Annotated in this window: 20 protein-coding genes and 4 tRNA genes; 17 read left to right on the forward strand and 7 right to left on the reverse strand. The window is 72.6% G+C overall.

Annotation, left to right across the window (positions count from 1 at the left end):
* Positions 1-286: 286 nt before the first annotated feature.
* Positions 287-1,186, forward strand: a complete 900-nt coding sequence (locus ACFTWP_RS06445; protein WP_380263128.1) for a hypothetical protein — start codon at positions 287-289, stop codon at positions 1,184-1,186.
* A gap of 146 nt (positions 1,187-1,332) precedes the next feature.
* Here the strand turns inward: ACFTWP_RS06445 and ACFTWP_RS06450 are convergent, their stop codons facing one another.
* Positions 1,333-2,538 carry an MFS transporter gene (locus ACFTWP_RS06450; protein WP_380263129.1) on the reverse strand — a complete coding sequence of 402 codons (1,206 nt, stop codon included), beginning with the start codon at positions 2,536-2,538 and terminating at the stop codon, positions 1,333-1,335.
* A gap of 321 nt (positions 2,539-2,859) precedes the next feature.
* Positions 2,860-3,348: a YajQ family cyclic di-GMP-binding protein gene (locus ACFTWP_RS06455; protein WP_190215469.1), complete on the reverse strand. Its 489-nt coding sequence runs from the start codon at positions 3,346-3,348 to the stop codon at positions 2,860-2,862.
* A 216-nt stretch (positions 3,349-3,564) separates the two neighbouring features.
* On the opposite strand from ACFTWP_RS06455, the gene ACFTWP_RS06460 reads away from it, so the two are divergent.
* Positions 3,565-3,645: transfer RNA gene (locus ACFTWP_RS06460), tRNA-Tyr, on the forward strand.
* 202 nt (positions 3,646-3,847) lie between these two features.
* Here ACFTWP_RS06460 and ACFTWP_RS06465 read toward each other — a convergent pair.
* Entirely contained in the window at positions 3,848-4,447 is a 600-nt protein-coding gene (locus ACFTWP_RS06465) for a superoxide dismutase (RefSeq protein ID WP_380263130.1), read from the reverse strand.
* A 269-nt stretch (positions 4,448-4,716) separates the two neighbouring features.
* Positions 4,717-5,985, reverse strand: a complete 1,269-nt coding sequence (locus ACFTWP_RS06470; RefSeq protein ID WP_380263131.1) for a hydrolase — start codon at positions 5,983-5,985, stop codon at positions 4,717-4,719.
* Positions 5,986-6,256: 271 nt separating this feature from the next.
* Here ACFTWP_RS06470 and ACFTWP_RS06475 point away from each other — a divergent pair.
* The 5 genes from ACFTWP_RS06475 to ACFTWP_RS06495 all read left to right on the forward strand — a co-directional run bounded on the left by ACFTWP_RS06475 (position 6,257) and on the right by ACFTWP_RS06495 (position 7,697).
* Positions 6,257-6,329: transfer RNA gene (locus ACFTWP_RS06475), tRNA-Thr, on the forward strand.
* A 43-nt stretch (positions 6,330-6,372) separates the two neighbouring features.
* Positions 6,373-6,445 (forward strand) — tRNA-Met (locus tag ACFTWP_RS06480).
* An 83-nt stretch (positions 6,446-6,528) separates the two neighbouring features.
* Positions 6,529-6,693, forward strand: coding sequence for a 50S ribosomal protein L33 (gene rpmG / locus ACFTWP_RS06485; RefSeq protein ID WP_006604855.1), 165 nt, complete (start codon positions 6,529-6,531; stop codon positions 6,691-6,693).
* A 118-nt stretch (positions 6,694-6,811) separates the two neighbouring features.
* Positions 6,812-7,270, forward strand: coding sequence for a MaoC family dehydratase N-terminal domain-containing protein (locus ACFTWP_RS06490; protein WP_380263132.1), 459 nt, complete (start codon positions 6,812-6,814; stop codon positions 7,268-7,270).
* Between the two features lie 4 nt (positions 7,271-7,274).
* Entirely contained in the window at positions 7,275-7,697 is a 423-nt protein-coding gene (locus ACFTWP_RS06495) for a MaoC family dehydratase (RefSeq protein WP_380263133.1), read from the forward strand.
* 78 nt (positions 7,698-7,775) lie between these two features.
* On the opposite strand, the gene ACFTWP_RS06500 is transcribed toward ACFTWP_RS06495, so the two are convergent.
* Positions 7,776-9,719, reverse strand: coding sequence for a hypothetical protein (locus ACFTWP_RS06500; RefSeq protein ID WP_380263134.1), 1,944 nt, complete (start codon positions 9,717-9,719; stop codon positions 7,776-7,778).
* A gap of 226 nt (positions 9,720-9,945) precedes the next feature.
* Here ACFTWP_RS06500 and ACFTWP_RS06505 point away from each other — a divergent pair, with 226 nt between their 5' ends.
* On the forward strand, positions 9,946-10,986 hold the full coding sequence (locus ACFTWP_RS06505; RefSeq protein ID WP_380263135.1) for a UDP-N-acetylmuramate dehydrogenase: 1,041 nt from the start codon (positions 9,946-9,948) through the stop codon (positions 10,984-10,986).
* A 52-nt stretch (positions 10,987-11,038) separates the two neighbouring features.
* Here ACFTWP_RS06505 and ACFTWP_RS06510 read toward each other — a convergent pair whose 3' ends face one another.
* Both ACFTWP_RS06510 and ACFTWP_RS06515 read right to left on the reverse strand, forming a co-directional pair.
* Positions 11,039-12,067, reverse strand: a complete 1,029-nt coding sequence (locus ACFTWP_RS06510; protein WP_380263136.1) for an adenosine deaminase — start codon at positions 12,065-12,067, stop codon at positions 11,039-11,041.
* 109 nt (positions 12,068-12,176) lie between these two features.
* On the reverse strand, positions 12,177-13,424 hold the full coding sequence (locus ACFTWP_RS06515) for a pyridoxal phosphate-dependent aminotransferase (protein ID WP_380263137.1): 1,248 nt from the start codon (positions 13,422-13,424) through the stop codon (positions 12,177-12,179).
* Positions 13,425-13,695: 271 nt separating this feature from the next.
* Here ACFTWP_RS06515 and ACFTWP_RS06520 point away from each other — a divergent pair.
* The 9 genes from ACFTWP_RS06520 (at position 13,696) to rplL (ending at position 20,468) form a co-directional block, all read left to right on the forward strand.
* Positions 13,696-13,768: transfer RNA gene (locus tag ACFTWP_RS06520), tRNA-Trp, on the forward strand.
* Between the two features lie 146 nt (positions 13,769-13,914).
* On the forward strand, positions 13,915-14,283 hold the full coding sequence (secE, locus tag ACFTWP_RS06525; RefSeq protein WP_380263138.1) for a preprotein translocase subunit SecE: 369 nt from the start codon (positions 13,915-13,917) through the stop codon (positions 14,281-14,283).
* Positions 14,284-14,500: 217 nt separating this feature from the next.
* Positions 14,501-15,421 carry a transcription termination/antitermination protein NusG gene (gene nusG, locus ACFTWP_RS06530; RefSeq protein ID WP_380263139.1) on the forward strand — a complete coding sequence of 307 codons (921 nt, stop codon included), beginning with the start codon at positions 14,501-14,503 and terminating at the stop codon, positions 15,419-15,421.
* 164 nt (positions 15,422-15,585) lie between these two features.
* On the forward strand, positions 15,586-16,020 hold the full coding sequence (gene rplK / locus ACFTWP_RS06535; RefSeq protein WP_073924351.1) for a 50S ribosomal protein L11: 435 nt from the start codon (positions 15,586-15,588) through the stop codon (positions 16,018-16,020).
* 76 nt (positions 16,021-16,096) lie between these two features.
* On the forward strand, positions 16,097-16,819 hold the full coding sequence (gene rplA, locus ACFTWP_RS06540; protein ID WP_380263140.1) for a 50S ribosomal protein L1: 723 nt from the start codon (positions 16,097-16,099) through the stop codon (positions 16,817-16,819).
* Between the two features lie 213 nt (positions 16,820-17,032).
* The gene (locus tag ACFTWP_RS06545) at positions 17,033-17,887 is read left to right on the forward strand and encodes a hypothetical protein (protein ID WP_380263141.1); all 855 of its coding nucleotides are present in this window, start codon (positions 17,033-17,035) and stop codon (positions 17,885-17,887) included.
* Positions 17,888-18,137: 250 nt separating this feature from the next.
* Positions 18,138-19,001: a hypothetical protein gene (locus ACFTWP_RS06550; protein WP_380263142.1), complete on the forward strand. Its 864-nt coding sequence runs from the start codon at positions 18,138-18,140 to the stop codon at positions 18,999-19,001.
* Between the two features lie 402 nt (positions 19,002-19,403).
* The gene (gene rplJ, locus ACFTWP_RS06555; RefSeq protein ID WP_380263143.1) at positions 19,404-19,976 is read left to right on the forward strand and encodes a 50S ribosomal protein L10; all 573 of its coding nucleotides are present in this window, start codon (positions 19,404-19,406) and stop codon (positions 19,974-19,976) included.
* A gap of 111 nt (positions 19,977-20,087) precedes the next feature.
* The gene (rplL, locus tag ACFTWP_RS06560; protein ID WP_380263144.1) at positions 20,088-20,468 is read left to right on the forward strand and encodes a 50S ribosomal protein L7/L12; all 381 of its coding nucleotides are present in this window, start codon (positions 20,088-20,090) and stop codon (positions 20,466-20,468) included.
* Positions 20,469-21,125 lie beyond the last annotated feature (657 nt).

The raw sequence follows: 21,125 nt of genomic DNA on the forward strand, positions 1-21,125 counted from the left end.
CCGGCGCCTCGACGGTCCGGCCGGTCGGTCCGCCGCCGCTCCGGCCGGCGGGCCGGGGTCACCGCCCATGGATCACCAACTCCGTTGAAGTCACTGCACGGTGGCGCTTCGGTCGGCGTCCGGCATGGCCCCGCGGTGCCCGACGCCGGCGCGCTCCGACTCCGGCCTCCGGTGCGGGCACGGGCGGTGAATCATTCGGCGTAGGAGGGGTGGCTGGCTCAACTGCCTTGGCTCAACGTGTGGAACAGGCACATCGCCTGAACCACACCGAGAGGATGCGTTTCCTATGCGTGCCATCTGGATGGCCGCCGCGCTGACCACAGCCATCGGGCTGACCACGGTCACCACGGCGTCCGCCACCGCTTCCGGCCCCGTCAGCGCCACCGGCCGGAGCGCCCGGCAGCCCGTCGCGGCCGCGACGACTGCCTCCCTCCTGTCGGCCCGCACCGCCGTCGCGCCCCCGGCCGACGACGCGCCCGTCGCCGACATACCCGCCGCCGACCCACCCGCCGCGGCCGCACCGGCCGTGGCGCCGCCGGCCGTCGCCGTACCGCCCGTGTCGCTGCCGCCGGTGGACCTGCCGGCCGTACCGGATCTGTCGGCCCTGCCCCAACTGCCGGACCTCTCCTCGCTGCTCACCCTCCCCGAGCTGCCGGCGACCCCAGGCCTGCCGGCGACCCCCGACCTGCCGGACCTCACCTCCGCCCTCGGCGGCCTCGGCGACGTCCTCGGCCTGCTCACCGGGCTGATCGGGACGGTCCTCGGCTCGGCCGGCACGCCCGACCTGGGCGCCCTTCAGCAGCTGCTCGCTGATCTCGACTCGACCGTGCAGTCCCTGCTGGGGCAGCTGCCCGCCGCGCCGGTCCCGGCGCCCGCCAAGCAGCAGCCGAACGCCTCGACTCCCGAGGCGCCCCAGCCCAAGGCCGGCCGGCCGAGCACCGTGCAGCCCAAGGTCGTTCAGCCGAAGGTCGTACCGCCCAAGGCCGGTGTGCCGGCCAGGCCCCCGACCGGTACCCAGGCCGGGACGTCGCCCCAGGGCCGGCCGTCGGCCCTGCAGGAGCAGCTGGACCGGTTGAACCAGTTGAAGACCCGGGCCCGGGCTCTGACCGATGCCGCGGCCGCCGCCAGGGCGGGGTCGACCGGTCCGGCCGTCGCTGCCAAGTCCGCTCCGGCGCCCGCCCGGTAGTCCCGGGCCCACGATCGCCGTGGATGCCGCGGCCGGTGCTCGGACCCGGTCGCGGTGTCCGTCACGCCGATCCGCACGGAGGGCCCCGACTTCAGTCGGGGCCCTCCTCGCCGGCGTTGCTCCCCGACGCGGGCCGGGGCGGGCGCTCAGACGGCGCCGGCACCCTCGCGCTCGAAGACGGCCCCGTCCGCCACCTTGCCGGCGTGCCCGGCCGGCTTCGGTCGCAGTGCGCCGGCGCTGAGGACGAGCGCGGCGGCGAGTGCGGTGACCATCCCGAAGGAGACGGTGAGTGAGGTGGTCTGGGCGATCAGGCCGATGACGGCGGGAGCGATCAGGCCGGCGGTGTAGGTGATGGTGGCGACACCGGCGATGGCCCGGCTCGGGGTGGCCGTGCGTCCGGCGGCGGCGAAGGAGAGGGGGACGACGACGGCGACGCCGATGCCGATCAGGCCGAAGCCCGGGATGGCGAGGTAGGGGTTGTCGGAGCCGACGACGAACAGCCCGCCGAGGGCGGCGACGGAGCCGCCGGTGCGGACGGTGCGGACGGGGCCGAGCCGGCGGACGACCAGGTCGCCGGCCAGGCGGGCGGCGGTCATGGTGGCGGCGAAGGCGGTGAAGCTGACGGCGGCCGTGCCGGGTGAGGCGCCGGTGACGTCCCGGAGGTAGACGCCCGCCCAGTCCATGCTGGCGCCCTCGACGAAGACGGCGCAGAAGCCGACCAGTCCGATGGCGAGGGCCGAGCGCGGCGGGAGGGCGAAGCGCGGCGGGGCGTCCTCCCCGGCGGTGGGCCGTACGTCGGGCAGGCCGTTGCAGGCCAGGGTGGCCAGTGCGGTGAGGATCAGTGCGGTGACGGTCAGCTGCACCCGGGCGTCGTACTGCCGTTGGGCCGCCAGCACGCCGAAGCCGGAGGCGATCAGCCCGCCGGCGCTCCACATCCCGTGCAGACCCGACATGATCGACTGTCCGAGTCCGCGCTCCACCTCCACGCCCTGGGCGTTCAGCAGGACGGACGCCATTCCCGCGGTGGCGCCGTAGACCAGCAGCGCCGTCCACAGCACCGCGAGGTTCGGGGCGAGGGCGGGCAGCGCCAGCGCGAGGCACCACAGCGCCATCAACGTCCGCACCGCCACCCTGGATCCGTACCGGTGGGAGAGCCGGCCGGCCAGCGGCATCGCCAGCGAGGCGCCGATGGCGGGGGCGATCAGCGCCAGGCCGAGCCGGCCCGCGCTCAGGTCCAGATGGTGCTGGATCCACGGGATGCGGGTCACGAAGCTGCCGGTGACGGCTCCGTGCACCGCGAACACCACGCTGAACCGCGCTCTGGCCCGTCGGGCCTCCTGACGGCTGTTCACAGCCCCCCACTCTCCTTCTGCACGACCGCCTCGGTAATCATCAGGAAGGGACCCTGATGATTAGACCTCGCAGGGGCCCCCTGTCCGTACGGACCATAAGTTATCAGGAAGGGTTCCTGATAGATAGGCGATTCGCGGGCCGCGAGAGCGTGGGCGTCGCGGGCGGGGTCTTCGCGGCGTGATCGACGGCTCGGTGTGGCCGAGCCGTCGATCACGCGGGCGGAGCAAGGGGTGCGACCGGGGTCGCCCTCGCTGTCGCGCGTGCCCCGATCCGTCCTCCCGGGCCGAGGGTCCGGGGGCGTCCTCGCAGGCCGGGGCCTACTAGCGGTAGTTCACGAACTGGATCGCGAAGTCCAGGTCCTTGCCCTTGAGCAGGGCCTGGATGGCCTGCAGGTCGTCGCGGCTCTTCGAGCTGACGCGCAGTTCGTCGCCCTGGACCTGGGCCTTCACGCCCTTGGGGCCCTCATCGCGGATGATCTTCGCGACCTTCTTGGCATCGTCCTGGGAGATGCCCTCCTTCACGTCCGCGAAGATCTTGTACTCCTTGCCGGACAGCTGCGGCTCGGCCGCGTCCAGCGCCTTGAGGGACAGGCCCCGCTTGATGAACTTGTCCTTCAGCACGTCCAGGATCGCCTTGACGCGCTCCTCGCCGTTGGCCTTCATCTCGATCTTCTCGCCCGACCGCTTGACCTCGCCGCCGACGTTCTTGAAGTCGAAGCGGGTGGCGATCTCGCGGGAGGTCTGGTTGATCGCGTTGTCGACCTCCTGCCACTCGACCTTCGAGACGATGTCGAAACTGGAGTCGGCCATGGTGTCTTGGTCTCCTTGATGCTCTGGCTTCACTGTCAGGGGCCCGCCCCTGGAGGCAGGCCGCGCCCCCAGCCTATCCAGCGCAGCCCCGTCGCGACCCCCGACAGCCGGGGGGAGCCCTTGATCATCACGTGACCCATCGAGTGGCGGAGCACCCCCCGTCATCAGGTATCGTTTACCGAGTCGAACGGGGCACGCCCCGCGAAACACATCCCAGGCTGGTTGCCCGAGCGGCCAAAGGGAGCAGACTGTAAATCTGTCGCGCAAGCTACGCAGGTTCGAACCCTGCACCAGCCACAGGATAGAAGAACGGCCCTGATCAGCGGAAACGCTGACCGGGGCCGTTCTTCTTTGGTTCGGCGGAGCGCCGACTCCGACGAACGGGTCGGCGGCGGGGGCGCGGAGAAGCTGCGGCCGGGAGCCGCTGACCGTGGCCCGCCGGCGCCCGGCGTGCGCCCCCCGGGTGCCCGGGCGGCGGGGGACGCACGCCGGGGAGGGGTCAGGCCTGTGCCGCGGCGAGGCGGGCCGAGACGTCGGACCAGTTGACGACGTCCCACAGCTTGGTGACGTAGTCGGGGCGGACGTTGCGGTACTGCAGGTAGTAGGCGTGCTCCCAGGCGTCGAAGGCGAGCAGCGGGGTGGTGCCCTGGCCGACGTTGCCGTGGTGGTCGTAGACCTGCTCGACGATCAGGCGCCGGCCGAGCGGCTCCCAGGAGAGGATGCCCCAACCCGAGCCCTGGACGCCGACGGTGGCCGCGGTGAGCTGCTTCCTGAACGCGTCGAAGCCGCCGAGGTGTTCGTCGATGGCGTCGGCGAGGGCGCCGTCGGGGCGGTCGCCGCCGTCGGGCGAGAGGTTCTCCCAGAAGAGGGAGTGCAGCACGTGGCCGGAGAGGTGGAAGGCGAGGGTCTTCTGGAGGCCCACCAGGCCGCCGAACTGCTCCTTCTCGCGGGCCTCGGCGATCTGGTCGAGGGTGTCGTTCGCGCCCTTCACGTAGGCGGCGTGGTGCTTGGAGTGGTGCAGCTCCAGGATCTCGCCCGTCATCGCCCGCTCCAGGGCGGAGTAGTCGTAGGCGAGGTCGGGGAGGGTGTACTGGCCCATGGGATGGGGCTCCTAGTCCGTGTGGTGGCGAGTGGACGGCCATGCCCTGGCAACACTATTGCGAATGGCTTGCAATTACATCCGAATGGCATCAGAGTGTTTCGACAGGGGCGGGTAGGGCCTGTGAGCCTCCCCGCTGTGACAGTCCCGGACGCGCCCCGGTGCGAGCTGGGGTCCTCCGTGCGAGCTGATCGTCTTCCCAACCGGCGCCCGCCGGGACGTCAGGCCCCCCGCCCCGCAATCCCCCCCACGCGCGCCTCTCGCCCGGCCTACTCCGGGGCGCTCTGGCGCGGCAGCGCGAGGGCGACCGTGTCGGCGAACTCCCGCACCGCGCTCGTCCTGCTGACGATCCGTCCGCTGTGCACCACCAGACGACTGTGGCCGCCGGCGAGCGCGCCGGCCAGGCTGTCGCCGCGGACGGCGAGGAGCTCGGCGGGGAACCCCGCGTCCACCCGTACGGGAGGCAGGCCGATGGCGGCCCTGGCCTGGTTGGCGACGGCGTCGTACGCGGCCTCCACACCGATCCCGCCGCCCGCGGCCAGCAGGTAGGCGGCCTCCAGCGGATCGGCCCGGCCGACCGGGTTGGCGCCGTCGCGCAGCGAGCCGCCGCCGGCCGCCACCGGGATGCCGGCCTTCGCCAACTCGGCCACCAGCAGCGGACGCAGGCCGCTCGGGCGGCCCTCGACGCCGGTGCACCAGCCGTTGTGCGGCAGACAGACCACCCGGATGCCGGCGTGCGCCAGTACGCCCGGCCCGTCCGGGCCCAGGGCGCTGCACGGGCCGAGCGTGACGCGCGGTCGGTGCGGGGCGAGCGCCGTCGCCAGCCGGGCGAGGGCGGCCGGGTCGGCGGCGGTGGTGTGCAGGTCGACCGGGCAGTCCGCCTCGCGGGCGGCGTCCAGCAGGATCTGGACGTAGCCGACCGGGTCGGGGTCGAGGTCGGGGCAGCCGCCGGCGGCGGTGGCACCCAGCTTGAGCGCGTCGCGCAGCTGGGCGCGGCCGTCCGCGCCGGCCGCTCCGGTGAGCAGTCGCGGCATCGCGACCGCCTGGAGTTCGGCGAGGCCGCGCAGCGACTGCCGGGCGGTGAGCACGGCCTCCAGCCGCCGCAGCCCGTGCTCGTCGCCGATCCGGACGTGGGTGCGCTGGGCGGTGGCGCCGTAGCCCAGTGAGGTGAGGGCGGCCTCGGTGACGCGGCGGGTGACCTCGGCGGCGGTCTCCGGCGCGGGGGCCGGCAGCGCGGCGGAGAAGGCCAGGTCGTAGTGGGCGTGCGGCTCGGCGGGGGCGGGCAGCAGCAGGTAGCCGGCCAGGTCGATCCGGGCTCCGGTGGTGGAGGTGGGGCCGCCGGGCAGGGCGGGCAGCGGCCCGAGGCTGCCGGCCGTGCCGACGGCCTGGATCCGGTCGCCGCTGATCCGGACGTCGACGACGCGCCCGTCGGCGAGGCGGGCGCCGGCGAGCAGCAGGACGGGGCCGTGCCCGAGCGGGTTGGCCGCCGGGCCCCGGCCCGTCGGCGGCCCGTCGGCGGGTGTGCTGTCCGCGGCCATCGGCAGACTCCTTCCCGCGTCCTCTCGGGCCCGCCGACGAGGTCGGGAGGGGTTCGTGGCAGGCGAGATCGCTGGGTGCCGAGCCTATGGCGCCGCCGGGTGGGGCGCAGGGAGGCGGGCGGCGGCCGTGTCGGACCGGCCCGTGGGCTTCGCAGGCCGCACGAACGCGGGGTCGTCGATCGGGCGGGTGTACGAGCCGCCCACCTGCGATCTTCCGGGCCGGATACGGATTTCACCTCTGGCCGGGAACCGTGTAATCTCTTCCTCGTTCGCCCCTATAGCTCAGTCGGTAGAGCGTCTCCATGGTAAGGAGAAGGTCTGCGGTTCGATTCCGCATGGGGGCTCTGGTGAACGATTGTCAGCCTCGGCTGTCATGAAGGTCACCGTGGCGGTGTAGCTCAGTTGGTAGAGCAAGCGGCTCATAATCGCTGTGTCACCGGTTCAAGTCCGGTCACCGCTACCCCGCGTAGTCGGTCGGGAGATCGAACTCCCGGTCGGCTACTCTTGTTGTGTTCTCACCCATTGTTCAAGGAAGGCACTCCCGTGGCTGCCACCGATGTCCGCCCGAAGATCACGCTGGCCTGCGTGGAGTGCAAGGAGCGGAACTACATCACCAAGAAGAACCGGCGTAACGACCCGGACCGTCTTGAGATGAAGAAGCACTGCCCCCGCTGCAACTCGCACACCGCGCACCGCGAGACCCGCTGACCCCGTAAAGGTGTCGCCGGGCCTGTGTGACTCAGGTCTCTGACTCCGGGCCGCACCCCTTCGCAGGGGTGCGGCCCGGAGTTTTTTCCGTATCGACTGGATTCCGGAGAAGTTGCCCATGCCGCTCGACCCCGCCTTCATCGGGCGGACCTACCCGCCCACCGAGCCCTACGAGGTCGGCCGCGAGAAGATCCGCGAGTTCGCCGTCGCCGTGGGCGACGACAACCCCGCCTACACTGACCCGGAGGCCGCCAAGGCGCTGGGCCATCCGGATGTGATCGCCCCGCCGACCTTCCCGTTCGTGATCACCTACCGGGCGGCCGCCCAGGTGGTCGAGGACCCGGAGCTCGGCCTGGACTTCACCCGGGTGGTCCACGGCGACCAGAAGTTCGCCTACACCCGCCCGGTACGGGCCGGCGACCGGCTCTCGGTCGTGGTGAGCATCGACGCCATCAAGTCGCTGGCCGGCAACGACGTGCTGACGGTGCGTGGCGAGGTTTCCGACGGGAGTGGCGAGCACGTGGTCACGTCCTTGATGACCCTGGTGGCCCGGGCCGCCGACGAGGCGGGGGAGTAGCACGATGGCGATCAGCTTCGACGAGGTCGAGGTCGGCACCGAGCTGCCGGCCCGTTCCTTCCCCGTGACCCGCGACACGCTGGTGAAGTACGCGGGCGCCTCCGGCGACTTCAACCCGATCCACTGGAACGAGAAGTTCGCGCTGGAGGTGGGCCTGCCGGACGTCATCGCGCACGGCATGTTCACCATGGCCGAGGCCATCCGGGTGGTCACCGACTGGCTGGGCGACCCCGGCGCGGTGGTCGAGTACGGCGTGCGGTTCACCCGTCCGGTGCCCGTGCCCAACGACGGCACCGGCGCCGTGATCGACGTCACCGCCAAGGTCGCGGCCCTGCTGGACGACCGCAGGGTCCGGGTCGACCTCCTGGCCACCACCGGCGGCCAGAAGGTGCTGGGCATGTCCCGCGCCGTCGTGCAGCTGGCCTGACGGGTCCGCGGACGAGGGCCGGGCCCGGGGCGAACGCCCCGGGCCCGGCCCTTTCTGCCGAGCGGTGCTGAGCGGCGGTCAGCCGGCCGGCGGTGCGGTGCTGCCGATGGTGCGGACCGCGTCCTCGAAGGTGAAGCCGGGTGCGGCCGGGCCGCCGGTGCGGTGCCCGGCACGGACCTGGACCTCGCCGGCGGCGGTGACGCCCCACAGGGCGGGGCTGCCGTTCCCGGTGAGGTCGCCCTCGGAGCCGATCAGCGACCACTGCGAGACCGGGACGTTGCCGATCACGGTGTCACTGGCGAGGGCGGTGAGGGCCGTGACCTCGGTCGGGTCGCCGAACGGGTCGGACGACTCGATGGTGCCCACGGTGAAGGTGAGGGCGTGCACGTCCCCGGTGAGGCGGTCGCGCGTCCACAGCCCGGGACGGCCCTGCCCGGCCCAGTCGCCCGGGGTGATCAGCTCGGTGTCCTTCCAGCCGGTGGCGGCGAGCCGCACCGGCCGGTCGAAGCCGTTGAAGCCCCCGGCGGGGTAGAACCAGAGGGCGGCGTCGGTGCCGTCGGCGTTCGCCTCGACGGTCAGCAGGCCCGGCCGGTTCAGGTTGCGGGCGCTCTGCGTGTAGTCCGGCAGGGTGATCCCGCCGGTGGCGGCGATCCGCAGGGTGCGGCTGAAGTCCGTGAGGTAGTCGGCGCACTGGTCGGGGTCGCTCGCGGGCGCCACGCACTCCGGCTTGTCGACGGTGGTCGCCAGGCCCCTGTTGTACGTCCCGGGGGCGCTGAAGTTGCTCGTGTACAGGTTCAGGGTGTCGGAGCCGGCCCGGTGGGCGTAGACGTTGTCGGCGGGTGGTCCGCTGTTGTTCGAGCGGTGCGTCACCTGCACGCCGCCCCAGGTGCTGCCGGGGCCCTGGCCGGCCGGTGAGGCGACCGTGCCGGTCGGGCCGACCGCGCTGTACGTCCGGAGGTTGCCCGCGGTGTCGGCGGTGAGCACGTCGGGGACGCCGTCGCCCGTCACGTCGCCGTACACCCAGCCGGGCGCGGGGCGGTCGGGGACGTAGTAGCCGTAGGCGGCGGGCTGCGAGTGGTTGCCCGCGTTGTCGGCCACCTGGATGTAGGTGGTGTTGGTTCCCCAGTGCGCCGGGGTGACGGTGAGCGAGCCGGCGGGCAGTTCGCTCCCGCACTTCCAGGAGGCGTCGGCGAACTGGGGGTCGAAGCCCCAGCGGACGCAGGCCACGCCGGAGGCGCCCAGTCCGGACGGGTCCGCGTCGGCGACCGTGAACGGGATGGTGCCGCTCTGGCCCAGGTGCAGTCCGGTGCTCTGGCCGTTGCCGGAGGGCGGGAACTGGTGCGCCGGGTCGGTGACCTCGGTCGGGAGGGTGACGGTGGGCGGCGTCAGGTCCACCCGGAAGTGGCAGGACGGTGAGGCCGCCGACCGGTGGGCCGCGCCGGTGAGGCCGGTGGCGCGGACGGTCCAGCCGTAGGCGTGCCCGTCCTTGATCAGACCGGACGGCACGGTGAAGGAGGCGACTGACCCGCTCGCGGTGGCGGCCGAGTGGCCGGTGGCCACCACCGGGCTGTGCGGGAGGCTGTAGTCCGTCAGCCGGTTCGAGGAGCGCAGGGGCGTTCCGGCCGGGTCGGCCACGGTGGCGTCCAGGGTGACCGCACCCGGGGCGTCCGAGCCCGCGCCGATCCAGCCCCAGGTCGCCGGGTCGGGCCGGCCGCAGGACTCCAGGTCCTCGACCGCCGGGCTGAGCGTGTGGGGGTGGATCGGTCCGAGGTGCGGATCCGCGACGGTGGCGCGGTGCGGGTCGCCCTTCGCCGCCGCGTCGGCGGGTGCGGCCGTCTCGGCGGAGTCGGAAGCGGAGGCGGAGTCGGAAGCGGCGACCGAGGCGGCGCTCGGACCGGCGGCCGCCGTGCCGTCCGGACCGGCGGCGACGGCGGCCGGGGCGGCGAGGGCCGAGACGACGAGGAACGCCGCCGCCAGGGCGGCGGCGCGGGCTGTGCGGTGCTCGTACGGACGGTTGGGCAACGTGCTCCCCCCAGTGGTGTCCCCGGCGTCCATCACGCGGAGATCACCAGCAAGTTGGCAGGCGCACGAAGCCGCGGCAACCGGATTCCCGACCGGTGGGCGCCGGATCCGGGAGCTACCGACTCATTTGGGTGATGTGAGGTGCGTCACGTGACGCCCCGGTTCGCGGTCCCGCGACCGCGCCGCCGGAGCGGGCCGGAGGTCACCGCCCCCGTACGCTGGTGGCGTGCTGGTACAACACGACGCCCCCCTCGCCCCGCTGACCACCCTCCGGCTCGGCGGCCCCGCCCGGCGGCTGGTCACCGCGACCACCGACGCCGAGGTGGTCTCGGCCGTCCGGGAGGCCGACGCCGCGGGTGAGCCCCTGCTGGTCATCGGCGGCGGCAGCAACCTGGTGATCGGCGACGCCGGCTTCGACGGGACGGTGCTGCGGATCGCCACCACCGGCTTCGAGCTGGACGGCACGGTGCTGGAGCTGGCGGCCGGCGAGGTCTGGGCCGAGGCGGTCGCCAGGACGGTGGACAAGGGTCTGGCCGGGATCGAGTTCCTCGCCGGTATCCCCGGCTCGGCCGGCGCCACGCCGGTGCAGAACGTCGGTGCGTACGGCCAGGAGGTGTCCACCGGCATCACCGAGGTGGTCGCCTACGACCGCCGGGCCGGCGAGAGCGTCACGCTGACCGGCGAGGAGTGCGGCTTCTCCTACCGGCACAGCCGCTTCAAGGCCGACCCGGAGCGCTACGTGGTGCTGCGGGTGCGCTTCCGGCTGGAGGACAACGGCGGGCTCTCCACCCCGGTCAGGTATGCGGAGACGGCCAGGTACCTGGGGGTGGAGGTCGGCGAGCGGGTGGACCTCGCCGCCGCCCGGGACGCCGTGCTGCGGCTGCGCGCGGGCAAGGGCATGGTGCTGGACGCGGCCGACCACGACACCTGGTCGGCGGGCTCCTTCTTCACCAACCCGATCCTGACGGCGGACCAGTACGCGGACTTCCGGGCCAGGCTGGACGGTCGCACCGCCCCCGCCTACCCGGCGCCGGACGGGTGCACCAAGACCTCCGCCGCCTGGCTGATCGACCAGGCCGGCTTCGGCAAGGGCTACGGCGCGGGCCCGGCCACCCTCTCCACCAAGCACACCCTGGCGCTCACCAACCGGGGCGCCGCCACCGCCGGCGACCTGCTGGCACTGGCCCGGGAGATCCGGGACGGCGTGCGGGCGGCCTTCGGGGTGGAGCTCGTCAACGAGCCGGTGATGGTCGGCGTCGAGCTGTAGGCGACCCGGGCACCCCTCCCTCGCCCCGGCCGTCAGGACGCCCCGGCGGGGGTCAGCCGGCCAGCCAGCCGTCGATGTCCGCGAGCAGCACCTTGCGGACGTCCTCCGGCGCGCGCGAGCCCCGTACCGACTGCCGGGCGAGCTCGGCCAATTCGGCGTCGTTGAACTCCAGCACGTCCCGGGCCAGCTCGTACTGAGCCGCGAGCCGCGAGCCGAACAGCAGCGGGTCGTCCGCGCCGAGCGCGAGCGGGACGCCGTTGTCGAAGAGCCTGCGCAGCGGGACGTCCTCGGGTCGCTCGTAGACGCCGAGCGAGACGTTCGAGGAGGGGCAGACCTCGCAGGTGACCTGGCGGTCGGCCAGCCGCTGCATCAGCCGCGGGTCCTCCGCGGCCCGGACGCCGTGACCGATCCGCCCGGCGCCCAGGTCGTCCAGGCAGTCCCGGACGGACTCGGGGCCGGCGAGTTCCCCGCCGTGCGGGGCGGCCAGCAGGCCGCCGCCGCGGGCGATGGCGAAGGCCCGGTCGAAGTCGCGGGCGAGGCCGCGCCGTTCGTCGTTGGAGAGGCCGAAGCCGACCACGCCCTGGTCGGCGTACCGGACGGCGAGCCGGGCCAGCGTCCGGGCGTCCATCGGGGACTTCATCCGGTTGGCCGCGACCAGCACCCGGATGCCCACCCCGGTGGCCTCGGAGGCGTGCCGCACGGCGTCGAGGATCAGCTCCAGGGCCGGGATCAGCCCGCCGAGCAGCGGGGCGTAGGAGGTCGGGTCGACCTGGATCTCCAGCCAGCGCGAGCCGTCCCGCCGCTCGTCCTCGGCGGTCTCCAGCACCAGCCGCCGGATGTCCTCCTCGTCGCGCAGGACGGAGCGGGCGGTGTCGTACAGCCGCTGGAAGCGGAACCAGCCGCGTTCGTCGGTGGCGCGCAGCTGCGGCGGCTCGCCGGAGCTCAGCGCCTCGGGCAGGCGCAGCCCGTGCTTGTCGGCGAGCTCCAGAAGGGTGGCCGGGCGCATCGAGCCGGTGAAGTGCAGGTGGAGATGGGCCTTCGGCAGGTCCCTCACGTCGCGGGGTACAGGCAGGCGTTCCATTCGCCGATACTGCCGTATCCGGGCCGTGGACGGGAACCGCCCCCGTCACATCCCTCGAAGGGGTGAAGGGGGCGGTTCGGGCCGGCCGGGCGCCGGCCGGGCCGGGAGGTCAGTCGCGGGCCTCGCCGAGCAGCTTCTGCAGGCGGCCGACGCCCTCCGCGAGGTCGGCGTCGCCGAGCGCGTAGGACAGCCGCAGGTAGCCCGGGGTGCCGAAGGCCTCGCCGGGGACGACCGCGACCTCGGCCTCGTCCAGGATCAGGCCCGCCAGCTCGGCGGAGGTCTGCGGGCGCTTGCCGCGGATCTCCTTGCCCAGCAGGCCCTTGACCGACGGGTAGGCGTAGAAGGCGCCCTCGGGCTCGGGGCAGACGACGCCGTCGATCTCGTTGAGCAGCCGCACGATGGTCTGGCGGCGGCGGTCGAAGGCGACGCGCATCTCGTGCACGGCGGAGAGGTCGCCGGAGACGGCCGCGATCGCGGCGCGCTGCGCCACGTTGGAGACGTTCGAGGTGGCGTGCGACTGGAGGTTGGTCGCGGCCTTGATGACGTCCTTGGGGCCGATCACCCAGCCCACCCGCCAGCCGGTCATGGCGTAGGTCTTCGCCACGCCGTTGACCACGACGGTCTTGTCGGCCAGCTCGGGCAGCAGGGCCGGCAGCGAGACGAACTCGGCGTCGCCGTAGACCAGGTGCTCGTAGATCTCGTCGGTGAGGACCCACAGGCCGTGCTCCAGCGCCCAGCGGCCGACCGCCTCGACCTCGGCGCGGGTGTACACCGCGCCGGTCGGGTTGGAGGGCGAGACGAAGAGCAGCACCTTGGTGTTCTCGGTGCGCGCGGCCTCCAGCTGCTCCACCGAGACCTTGTAGCCGGTGGTCTCGTCGGCCACGACCTCGACCGGGACGCCGCCCGCGAGCTGGATCGACTCGGGGTAGGTGGTCCAGTACGGCGCCGGGACGATGACCTCGTCACCCGGGTCGAGGATGGCGGCGAAGGCCTCGTAGATGGCCTGCTTGCCGCCGTTGGTCACCAGCACCTGCGAGGCGTCCACCTCGTAGCCGGAGTCCCGCAGCGTCTTGGCGGCGATGGCGGCCTTGAGCTCGGGCAGGCCGCCGGCGGGGGTGTAGCGGTGGTTCCTCGGGTCGCGGCAGGCCTCGACGGCCGCTTCGACGATGTAGTCCGGGGTGGGGAAGTCGGGCTCGCCGGCGCCGAAACCGATGACCGGCCGGCCGGCCGCCTTGAGGGCCTTGGCCTTGGCGTCCACCGCGAGGGTGGCGGACTCGGCGATCGCGCCGATCCGGGCGGACACCCGGCGGTCGGCGGGACGGACGGAACTGTCGGGCTGCGGGGTGGAAGCGCTCATGCCTGCATGGTCGCAGAACGGGCGCTGACGGGGCATGGCGGTTTCACCATCCGTACGCGCGCGTCCACCATGTGACCGGCCCCGGCGGGGGCCGGACCGGTGACGGTCCGGCGTGTCCCCGGGACGCCGCCGGTGAGAGGTTCGACCAATCGCCCCGGAACACGTACACTCACTGCTCGATGGCTCCCGAAGTGCAGCATCCACCGCCTGTGTATACAGCGGCCCCGGATGCGGTAGGTTGGGGGACACTGCAGGCGCCGCGAGGCGTCGTAGGGCAATAGCTCAATTGGTAGAGCACCGGTCTCCAAAACCGGCGGTTGGGGGTTCAAGTCCCTCTTGCCCTGCTGCTTGATCCGTACCGAGCCCGTTCGCTCTTGCAGAGCGAGCGGGCTTGATGCGGAGAGGGCCTCATTCAGCACTGCTTTCGCCGGATCGCTCGTGCTCCTGGTGCGCGCGACACTCGGCAGGACCCGGATTCAGGTGAGGACGAGTGACGGAGACCACGGGCTCCACCGCAACGCCTGAGAGCGGCAACCCCGAGGGTGCCGAAGGCGCTGACGGGACCACGCCTGTCGACGGCGAGGACAAGGCGCTCTCGCGCCGCGACCGCAAGCGCGCCAAGCGCTCGGGCGCCGATGGCGAGAAGAAGTCCGGCAAGCGGGCCAAGAAGGGCGTGTTCGCCCGGCTGGCGCTGTTCTACCGGCAGATCATCGCGGAACTGCGCAAGGTCGTCTGGCCGAGCCGCAGCGACCTGATCAACTACACCACCGTCGTGGTCGTCTTCGTTGTCGTGATCATGGGCCTGGTGGCCTCCCTCGACTTCGGCTTCGCCAAGCTCAGCCTGTGGATCTTCGGCTGACCGAGCTGACCCATAGCACCTCGAACAAGCACTCCGACCCGGGCCGATTCATTGGTCCGGGTCGAGCTGTCGGCGCCGATCGTACGAGCCCGCTACCGTTGACTCGGTACTGTTGAAGTCTCTGAGTCGTTTGTCCTGGGCGCCCGCGAGAGCAGCGCGGCGCCGGAGCGGCCCGGAGCGCGCCATCTTCACCATCTCCAGGAAAGAAGCAGCCACCGTGTCTGAGTCCCCCCTGTACGACGCCGACGAGACCGTCCGCGAGGCGGATGTCGCCGCCGAGCTGGACGCGGCTGCGCTGGCTGACAGTGCCGCCGACTCCGAGTCCGCCGAGCAGATCGTGGACGCCGTGGACAGCGACGAGGACGAGGCCGAGGCGTACGACGAGGCCGAGGCCGACGTGCCCGCCGAGGTCGCCGCGCTGCACGAGGACACCGACGAGGCCGACACCGACGAGGACGACGCGACCGGCGAGGTCGAGGCCGACGAGGACGCGACCGCCGAGGACGCCGCCGAGGAGGAGCCCGAGGTCGAGGTCGACCCGGTCGCCGAGTTCCGCGAGAAGCTCCGCACCGCCCCCGGCGAGTGGTACGTGATCCACACCTACGCGGGTTACGAGAACCGCGTGAAGCAGAACCTGGAGCAGCGCTCCGTCTCCCTGAACGTCGAGGACTACATCTTCCAGTCCGAGGTGCCGCAGGAGGAGGTCGTCCAGATCAAGAACGGCGACCGCAAGACCATCCGCCAGAACAAGCTCCCCGGCTACGTCCTGGTCCGGATGGACCTCACCCCGGAGTCCTGGGGCGTCGTGCGCAACACCCCCGGCGTCACCGGCTTCGTGGGCAACGCCTACGACCCGTACCCGCTGACCCTGGACGAGGTCGTCAAGATGCTCGCTCCCGACGTGGAGCGCCAGGCGGCCAAGGAGGCCGGCCGGCCGGTTCCCGGCAAGCCGGTCGAGGTCCAGGTGCTCGACTTCGAGGTCGGCGACTCGGTCACCGTCACCGACGGTCCGTTCGCCACCCTGCAGGCGACGATCAACGAGATCAACCCGGACTCCAAGAAGGTCAAGGGCCTGGTCGAGATCTTCGGCCGGGAGACCCCGGTCGAGCTGTCGTTCGACCAGATCCAGAAGAACTAGCCGACGGTTTCGGTGCGGGGGGCGGGCCTTCGGCCCGCCCCCTTTATCGTTTTGGTCCAGCGACGCATCCGCGTTAGCCTGGTCCGATGTGTGTGGTGCCCTCCGGGTGTCGCCCCGGTTGCCGCACACGCCGACCATCCCCTCTCAGAAGGACCCGGAGAGACATGCCTCCCAAGAAGAAGAAGATCACGGGGCTCATCAAGCTCCAGATCAAGGCCGGTGCGGCCAACCCGGCTCCGCCGGTCGGCCCCGCGCTGGGCCAGCACGGCGTGAACATCATGGAGTTCTGCAAGGCCTACAACGCCGCGACCGAGTCGCAGCGCGGCATGATCGTGCCGGTGGAGATCACGGTCTACGACGACCGCTCCTTCACCTTCATCACGAAGACCCCGCCGGCCGCGCGCCTCATCCTGAAGGCCGCCGGCATCGAGAAGGGCTCGGCCGAGCCGCACAAGACCAAGGTCGCCAAGCTCACCGGCGCCCAGGTCCGCGAGATCGCCACCGTGAAGCTCCCCGACCTGAACGCCAACGACCTGGACGCCGCCGCGAAGATCATCGCCGGCACCGCCCGGTCGATGGGCGTCACGGTCGAGGGCTGATCAGCCCCTCTCGTCCCTGTGGTAGGGCCTGCGCGGCCCGACACACCACAACTCCGCTATCTATTCAGGAGCAGCAGTGAAGCGCAGCAAGGCTCTGACGGCCGCGGCCGCCAAGGTTGACCGCGACCGTCTCTACGCACCCCTCGAGGCCATCCGCCTCGCCCGCGAGACGTCGACCACCAAGTTCGACTCGACCGTCGAGGTCGCCATGCGTCTGGGCGTCGACCCGCGCAAGGCCGACCAGATGGTCCGCAGCACCGTGATCCTCCCGCACGGCACCGGTAAGACCGCTCGGGTCCTGGTCTTCGCGACCGGCGAGCGTGCCGAGGCCGCGCGTGCTGCGGGCGCCGACATCGTGGGCTCGGACGAGCTCATCGACGAGGTCGCCAAGGGCCGTCTGGACTTCGACGCCGTCGTCGCCACCCCGGACCTCATGGGCAAGGTCGGCCGCCTCGGCCGCGTGCTCGGCCCGCGTGGTCTGATGCCGAACCCGAAGACCGGCACCGTCACCCCCGATGTCGCCAAGGCTGTCAACGACATCAAGGGCGGCAAGATCGAGTTCCGCGTCGACAAGCACTCGAACCTGCACTTCATCATCGGTAAGGCCTCCTTCACCGACGAGCAGCTGGTCGAGAACTACGGCGCCGCGCTGGACGAGGTCCTCCGGGCCAAGCCGTCCGCCGCCAAGGGCCGCTACATCAAGAAGACCGCGGTCAGCACCACCATGGGCCCCGGCATCCAGGTGGACCCGAACCGCACCCGCAACCTCCTCGTCGAGGAGGACCCGGCCGCCGTCTGAGCACCCGTGCTCCGACCGTAGCCGCGTCCTGGGCGCAGCTCAGTTCGTACGAAGGGCCCGTACCCCCAGGGGGGTGCGGGCCCTTCGGCGTTCCCGCCGGCACGGGTGGGCACAGGTGTTCCCGGATCGAGACGCCCCCGGCGGCCGACCGCGCCGCCGGCCGGATTACGCTCGGCTGACCCGTGCCCGCGTCCGTCCTCCGGGGAGAGTGCCGTGCCGTCCGATCGAATAGTGGCCCTCGGGGTGGTGGCCACGCTGGTGGTCTTCGGCGCGGCGGTGGCCACGCTGGACGTCCGCGCCGACCCCGCCCCGCAGGCCAGGCCCGGATCGGTGGCGCCGGCGACCACCGCCTCCCGACCGGCCCGTCAGGTGCTGCTCAGCGCGGCCCAGCACCTGGACGACGCGGGCAGCGCGCGCCTGCACGCCGACCGGGAGGGTCCGGCCGGGCGGGGCGGGGCCGACGGCACGGTCTCCTGGGGTGCGGCGGACACGGCCGACCTGCGGCTGACCGACCCCCGGGGCGCCGGCCGGCTCCTGATGGTGGACAGCGTCTGCTACCTCAGCCGGGACCCGGCGGCGGACCCGGCGGCCGGCGGCGCGTGGGCGCGGGCCGACCGCGCCGAGGTGGAGTCGCTGGAGCCCGGCGGCGCCGGGGCCGGCGGCTACGCGGGCGGCTGGCTCACCGCCCTGGTCTCCAACCCGGGCGGCCGGCTGCGCCTGGTGGCCCTGGCCGGCCGGGTCACCGAGGACGGCCCGGTGACCGAGGGCGCCGCGGTGGCCACGCACTACCGGGGCAGCGCACCGGTCGAGGCGCTCTTCGGCGCCGACCAGAACCTCGACCCGGAGCGGCTGGCGGTCGTCCTGGCGCACTACCGGGCCCAGGGGGTGGAGGCCCTCGACTACGACGTCTGGATCGGCGAGGGGGACCGGCTGCTCAGGCTGCGGGAGAGCGCCTCCGGCCGGGCGGGGACGGAGACGACCACCGTCGAGGTGTCCGACCCGGGGGTCGCCTTCGAGGTCCGGGCCCCCGGCCCGGCCGGGGCGCCGGGCGGAGTGCGGGCGGGATAGCCCCCCGGCCCGGGCCCGCCCTCGCGGCGTCAGGTCGCTCGGGGCCGGGAGGGACGGGCCGCCGCCGCGCGGCGGTCGGGGGCGTGACATGGTGGGCTGGCAGGGGGAGACGTGCGGGGCCGGCCGGGAGGATCCGTCCGGGGCCCCGGGCGGGGGCGGTCGGTGTGACCGGCGGCTGACCCGGCGGCCGGGGCGGACCCGGGTGAGCGGCCCGGGCGACGGCCGGACGGCGGACCAGGAGGAGGCGGCGATGGGGGCTCGGCGGCGGATGACGGCCGGAGTGGCCGTCGTGCTGCTCGCGAGCGTGTTGGCCGGCTGCGGCGGCGGCCCCGCGCAGCCGCCCGGCCCCGCGGCCTCGGACCCGCCGAGCAGTGCCAGCGCCTCGCCGAGCGACGCCGACAAGCCGACCGACCGCTCGCCGCACGGGGTGTTGCTCTCCGCCCAGCTGGCCATGCAGACCGCGCGGCGGGCGAAGATCACCTACCGGCTGGGCGCCGACAGCGCCTCGGGCCTGCTGTTCTGGCAGCCGAAGACCGCCCTGCAGATCAAGCGCTCCACGCCGGGCGCGGCCGAGCAGCTGATCGTCATGGACACCACCGCCTACCAGGGCGGGGACGAGGCCACCGCGGCCCGCCTCGGCGGCCGGCACTGGGAGAAGTTCACCGGCGCCACCGGCGCGGACGGCCACCGGGAGGTTCCGTACGCGGGGCTGGTCGACCTGCTCAGCCCGGTCGCGGCGCTGGCCGCCGCGACGGCGGTGGGCGACCCGAGGCTGGTCGGCGAGGAGAAGCTCGACGACAGCACCGTCCAGCACTACCAGGTGACCACCACGGCGGAGCGCTACGCGGCGGCCCAGACCCAGCTGAGCGAGGCCCGGCGGGCCGGGCTGCGGACGGCGCTGGCCCCGGGCGGCTCCACCGTGCTCACCCTCGACCTGTGGCTGAACGACAAGGACCAGCTCGTCGAGCTGCGCCGGACCGGCACCGGCACGGAGGGCGGCGCCGACGACACGGTGCTGTACTCCGACTTCGGCGGCGCCCTGTCGGTGCAGGCGCCGGCCGAGGCCGACACCTCCGACACCGGCACCCGCAGCGTTCCGCCGCTCGCCCGCTGACCGGCTCGGGTACGCGCCCGCCCGGGCGGCGGCGCACGGTCCGTCCGGGCCGGCCGCGCCGGGCGGTGCGCACGGATTTGTCGTTCCGGGGGGATCCGGGCTACCTTGGTGCAAGCCAAAGACCGCTGGTTGTTGCCGTGTGCCCGTGAGGGTGCGGGGTGACCGAAGGATCTGCGATTTTCCGCAGACAGCCCGCGCAGGAGTGTTTGGAGCTTGGACTTCCGGTTCGTTCGGTTCGCCGTTCGGCCGTCGAGGTCTTACTGAGCCCCGTGCGCCTGCGCACCGGGGCTCTCACTGTTTTGCAGGGTGTCTCCTTCTGACCAGACCGGTGTGTCCGAGGCGCAGATGGTCGACTTTCGCAGGTCGGCCCGACTTCGACATCACGGAAGGAGGCGTAAGCCTATGGCAAGGCCCGACAAGGCCGCTGCCGTCGCCGAGATCACGGACAAGTTCCGTGCCTCGAACGCGGCCGTGCTGACCGAGTACCGCGGTCTGACGGTGAAGCAGGTGAAGAACCTGCGTCGCTCGCTGGGTGAGAACGCCCAGTACGCCGTGGTGAAGAACACGCTGACCAAGATCGCTGCCAATGAGGCCGGGATCACGGAGCTCGACGACCTGTTCGCGGGTCCGACGGCTGTCGCCTTCGTCACCGGTGACCCGGTGGAGTCGGCGAAGGCTCTGCGTGACTTCGCCAAGGAAAACCCCGCTCTCATCATCAAGGGCGGTGTCCTTGACGGCAAGGCGCTGTCCGCCGATGAGATCAAGAAGCTCGCGGACCTCGAGTCCCGCGAGGTGCTGCTCGCCAAGCTGGCCGGCGGTCTGAAGGCGTCCATGGCGAAGGCCGCGGCCACCTTCCAGGCTCCGCTGGTCGAGTTCGCCCGCACTGCCGAGGCACTGCGCGCGAAGGTCGAGCAGGGCGGTGCCGGTACGCCGGCTCCCGCCGAGGCCGAGGACACCACCGAGGCTGCCGAGTAATTCACGCTCACGCGTGAGGCACTCAGCGTCCGGTACCTCCGGCCGCAGCGGGCCCGTACGCCCGCCATCCCGTACATCCGGCACCTGCCGATTGAGTGGAAGGACGCCATCATGGCGAAGCTGTCCCAGGACGAGCTGCTCGAGCAGTTCGAGACCCTGACCCTGATCGAGCTCTCCGAGTTCGTCAAGGCGTTCGAGGAGAAGTTCGACGTCAAGGCTGCCGCCCCGGTCGCCGTTGCCGCCGTCGGTGGCCCCGCCGCCGTCGAGGCCGTCGAGGAGCAGGACGAGTTCGACGTCATCCTCGAGTCGGCCGGCGACAAGAAGATCCAGGTCATCAAGGAGGTGCGCGCCCTGACCTCCCTCGGCCTGAAGGAGGCCAAGGACCTCGTTGACGGCACCCCGAAGCCGGTCCTGGAGAAGGTCGCCAAGGACGCTGCCGAGAAGGCCAAGGCCCAGCTCGAGGCCGCCGGCGCCAAGGTCACCGTCAAGTGACTTCCCTCCGACCCTGAGGGTCGGAAGGTGCCCCCGCGCCCCCTCTGAGGGGGACGGGGCTCCGAGGCCGGGCCGATCACCCCTGCGGGTGGTCGGCCCGGCCTTTTTGCGTACGCCCGTCCGAGTCGCGGCCGGGCCCCGCGCGGCGCCGGGCGGGCCGCGGCCGGGCTCCGCGGCGGCGCGGGCCGATCGGCCCCTCGGCACTGCCGGTCCGGGCGGGTAGGGTGATCGCTGTCGCCCGGAACAGCCCTCACCACGGGTTCTGTAACGCCGGAGGGGTCTCGGGCGATAGGTAGGACGAGGTCCGCACTGCGGTGTGGGCCTTGACGAACCGAACGTGGCGCGCGATTCTCAAGGCGCGCGCCGTGAACGTGGAGTGCGCCGACGGTTGGCGAGGCCCCGGATGCATATTCGGCGGTCCCAGCGGGAAGTGACTCCATGTGAGGCGCGGTGGCCCGCAGTGCGCGGGCCGGCGGCAGTTCGTGAGGGCAGGGACCACCCTGCGGCCCGGCCCCGGGAGGGGCTCCGGAGCCGCCCGGGTGGCGACAGGGAGGAGTCTCCGATTCGGTCTCCGAATCAGAGCTGGACAGCAGTGTGCCTATTGGCTACACTGTCCCTTTGCGCTGCCTGTTAGCTGCTCCGTGACTCGTCGCCCGG

The sequence above is a fragment of the Kitasatospora sp. NPDC057015 genome (assembly GCF_042673745.1).
Classification (GTDB): domain Bacteria; phylum Actinomycetota; class Actinomycetes; order Streptomycetales; family Streptomycetaceae; genus Kitasatospora.

What these genes read in the sequence shown, in the direction of transcription:
- ACFTWP_RS06465 (WP_380263130.1), bottom strand. Translation starts at nt 4,447, where the DNA reads ATGGGCCAGTACACCCTCCCCGACCTCGCCTACGACTACTCCGCCCTG.
- ACFTWP_RS06455 (WP_190215469.1), bottom strand. Translation starts at nt 3,348, where the DNA reads ATGGCCGACTCCAGTTTCGACATCGTCTCGAAGGTCGAGTGGCAGGAG.
- rplL (WP_380263144.1), top strand. Translation starts at nt 20,088, where the DNA reads ATGGCGAAGCTGTCCCAGGACGAGCTGCTCGAGCAGTTCGAGACCCTG.
- ACFTWP_RS06445 (WP_380263128.1), top strand. Translation starts at nt 287, where the DNA reads ATGCGTGCCATCTGGATGGCCGCCGCGCTGACCACAGCCATCGGGCTG.
- rplJ (WP_380263143.1), top strand. Translation starts at nt 19,404, where the DNA reads ATGGCAAGGCCCGACAAGGCCGCTGCCGTCGCCGAGATCACGGACAAG.
- ACFTWP_RS06515 (WP_380263137.1), bottom strand. Translation starts at nt 13,424, where the DNA reads ATGAGCGCTTCCACCCCGCAGCCCGACAGTTCCGTCCGTCCCGCCGAC.
- ACFTWP_RS06490 (WP_380263132.1), top strand. Translation starts at nt 6,812, where the DNA reads ATGCCGCTCGACCCCGCCTTCATCGGGCGGACCTACCCGCCCACCGAG.
- rplK (WP_073924351.1), top strand. Translation starts at nt 15,586, where the DNA reads ATGCCTCCCAAGAAGAAGAAGATCACGGGGCTCATCAAGCTCCAGATC.
- ACFTWP_RS06470 (WP_380263131.1), bottom strand. Translation starts at nt 5,985, where the DNA reads ATGGCCGCGGACAGCACACCCGCCGACGGGCCGCCGACGGGCCGGGGC.
- ACFTWP_RS06510 (WP_380263136.1), bottom strand. Translation starts at nt 12,067, where the DNA reads ATGGAACGCCTGCCTGTACCCCGCGACGTGAGGGACCTGCCGAAGGCC.
- ACFTWP_RS06550 (WP_380263142.1), top strand. Translation starts at nt 18,138, where the DNA reads ATGGGGGCTCGGCGGCGGATGACGGCCGGAGTGGCCGTCGTGCTGCTC.
- ACFTWP_RS06495 (WP_380263133.1), top strand. Translation starts at nt 7,275, where the DNA reads ATGGCGATCAGCTTCGACGAGGTCGAGGTCGGCACCGAGCTGCCGGCC.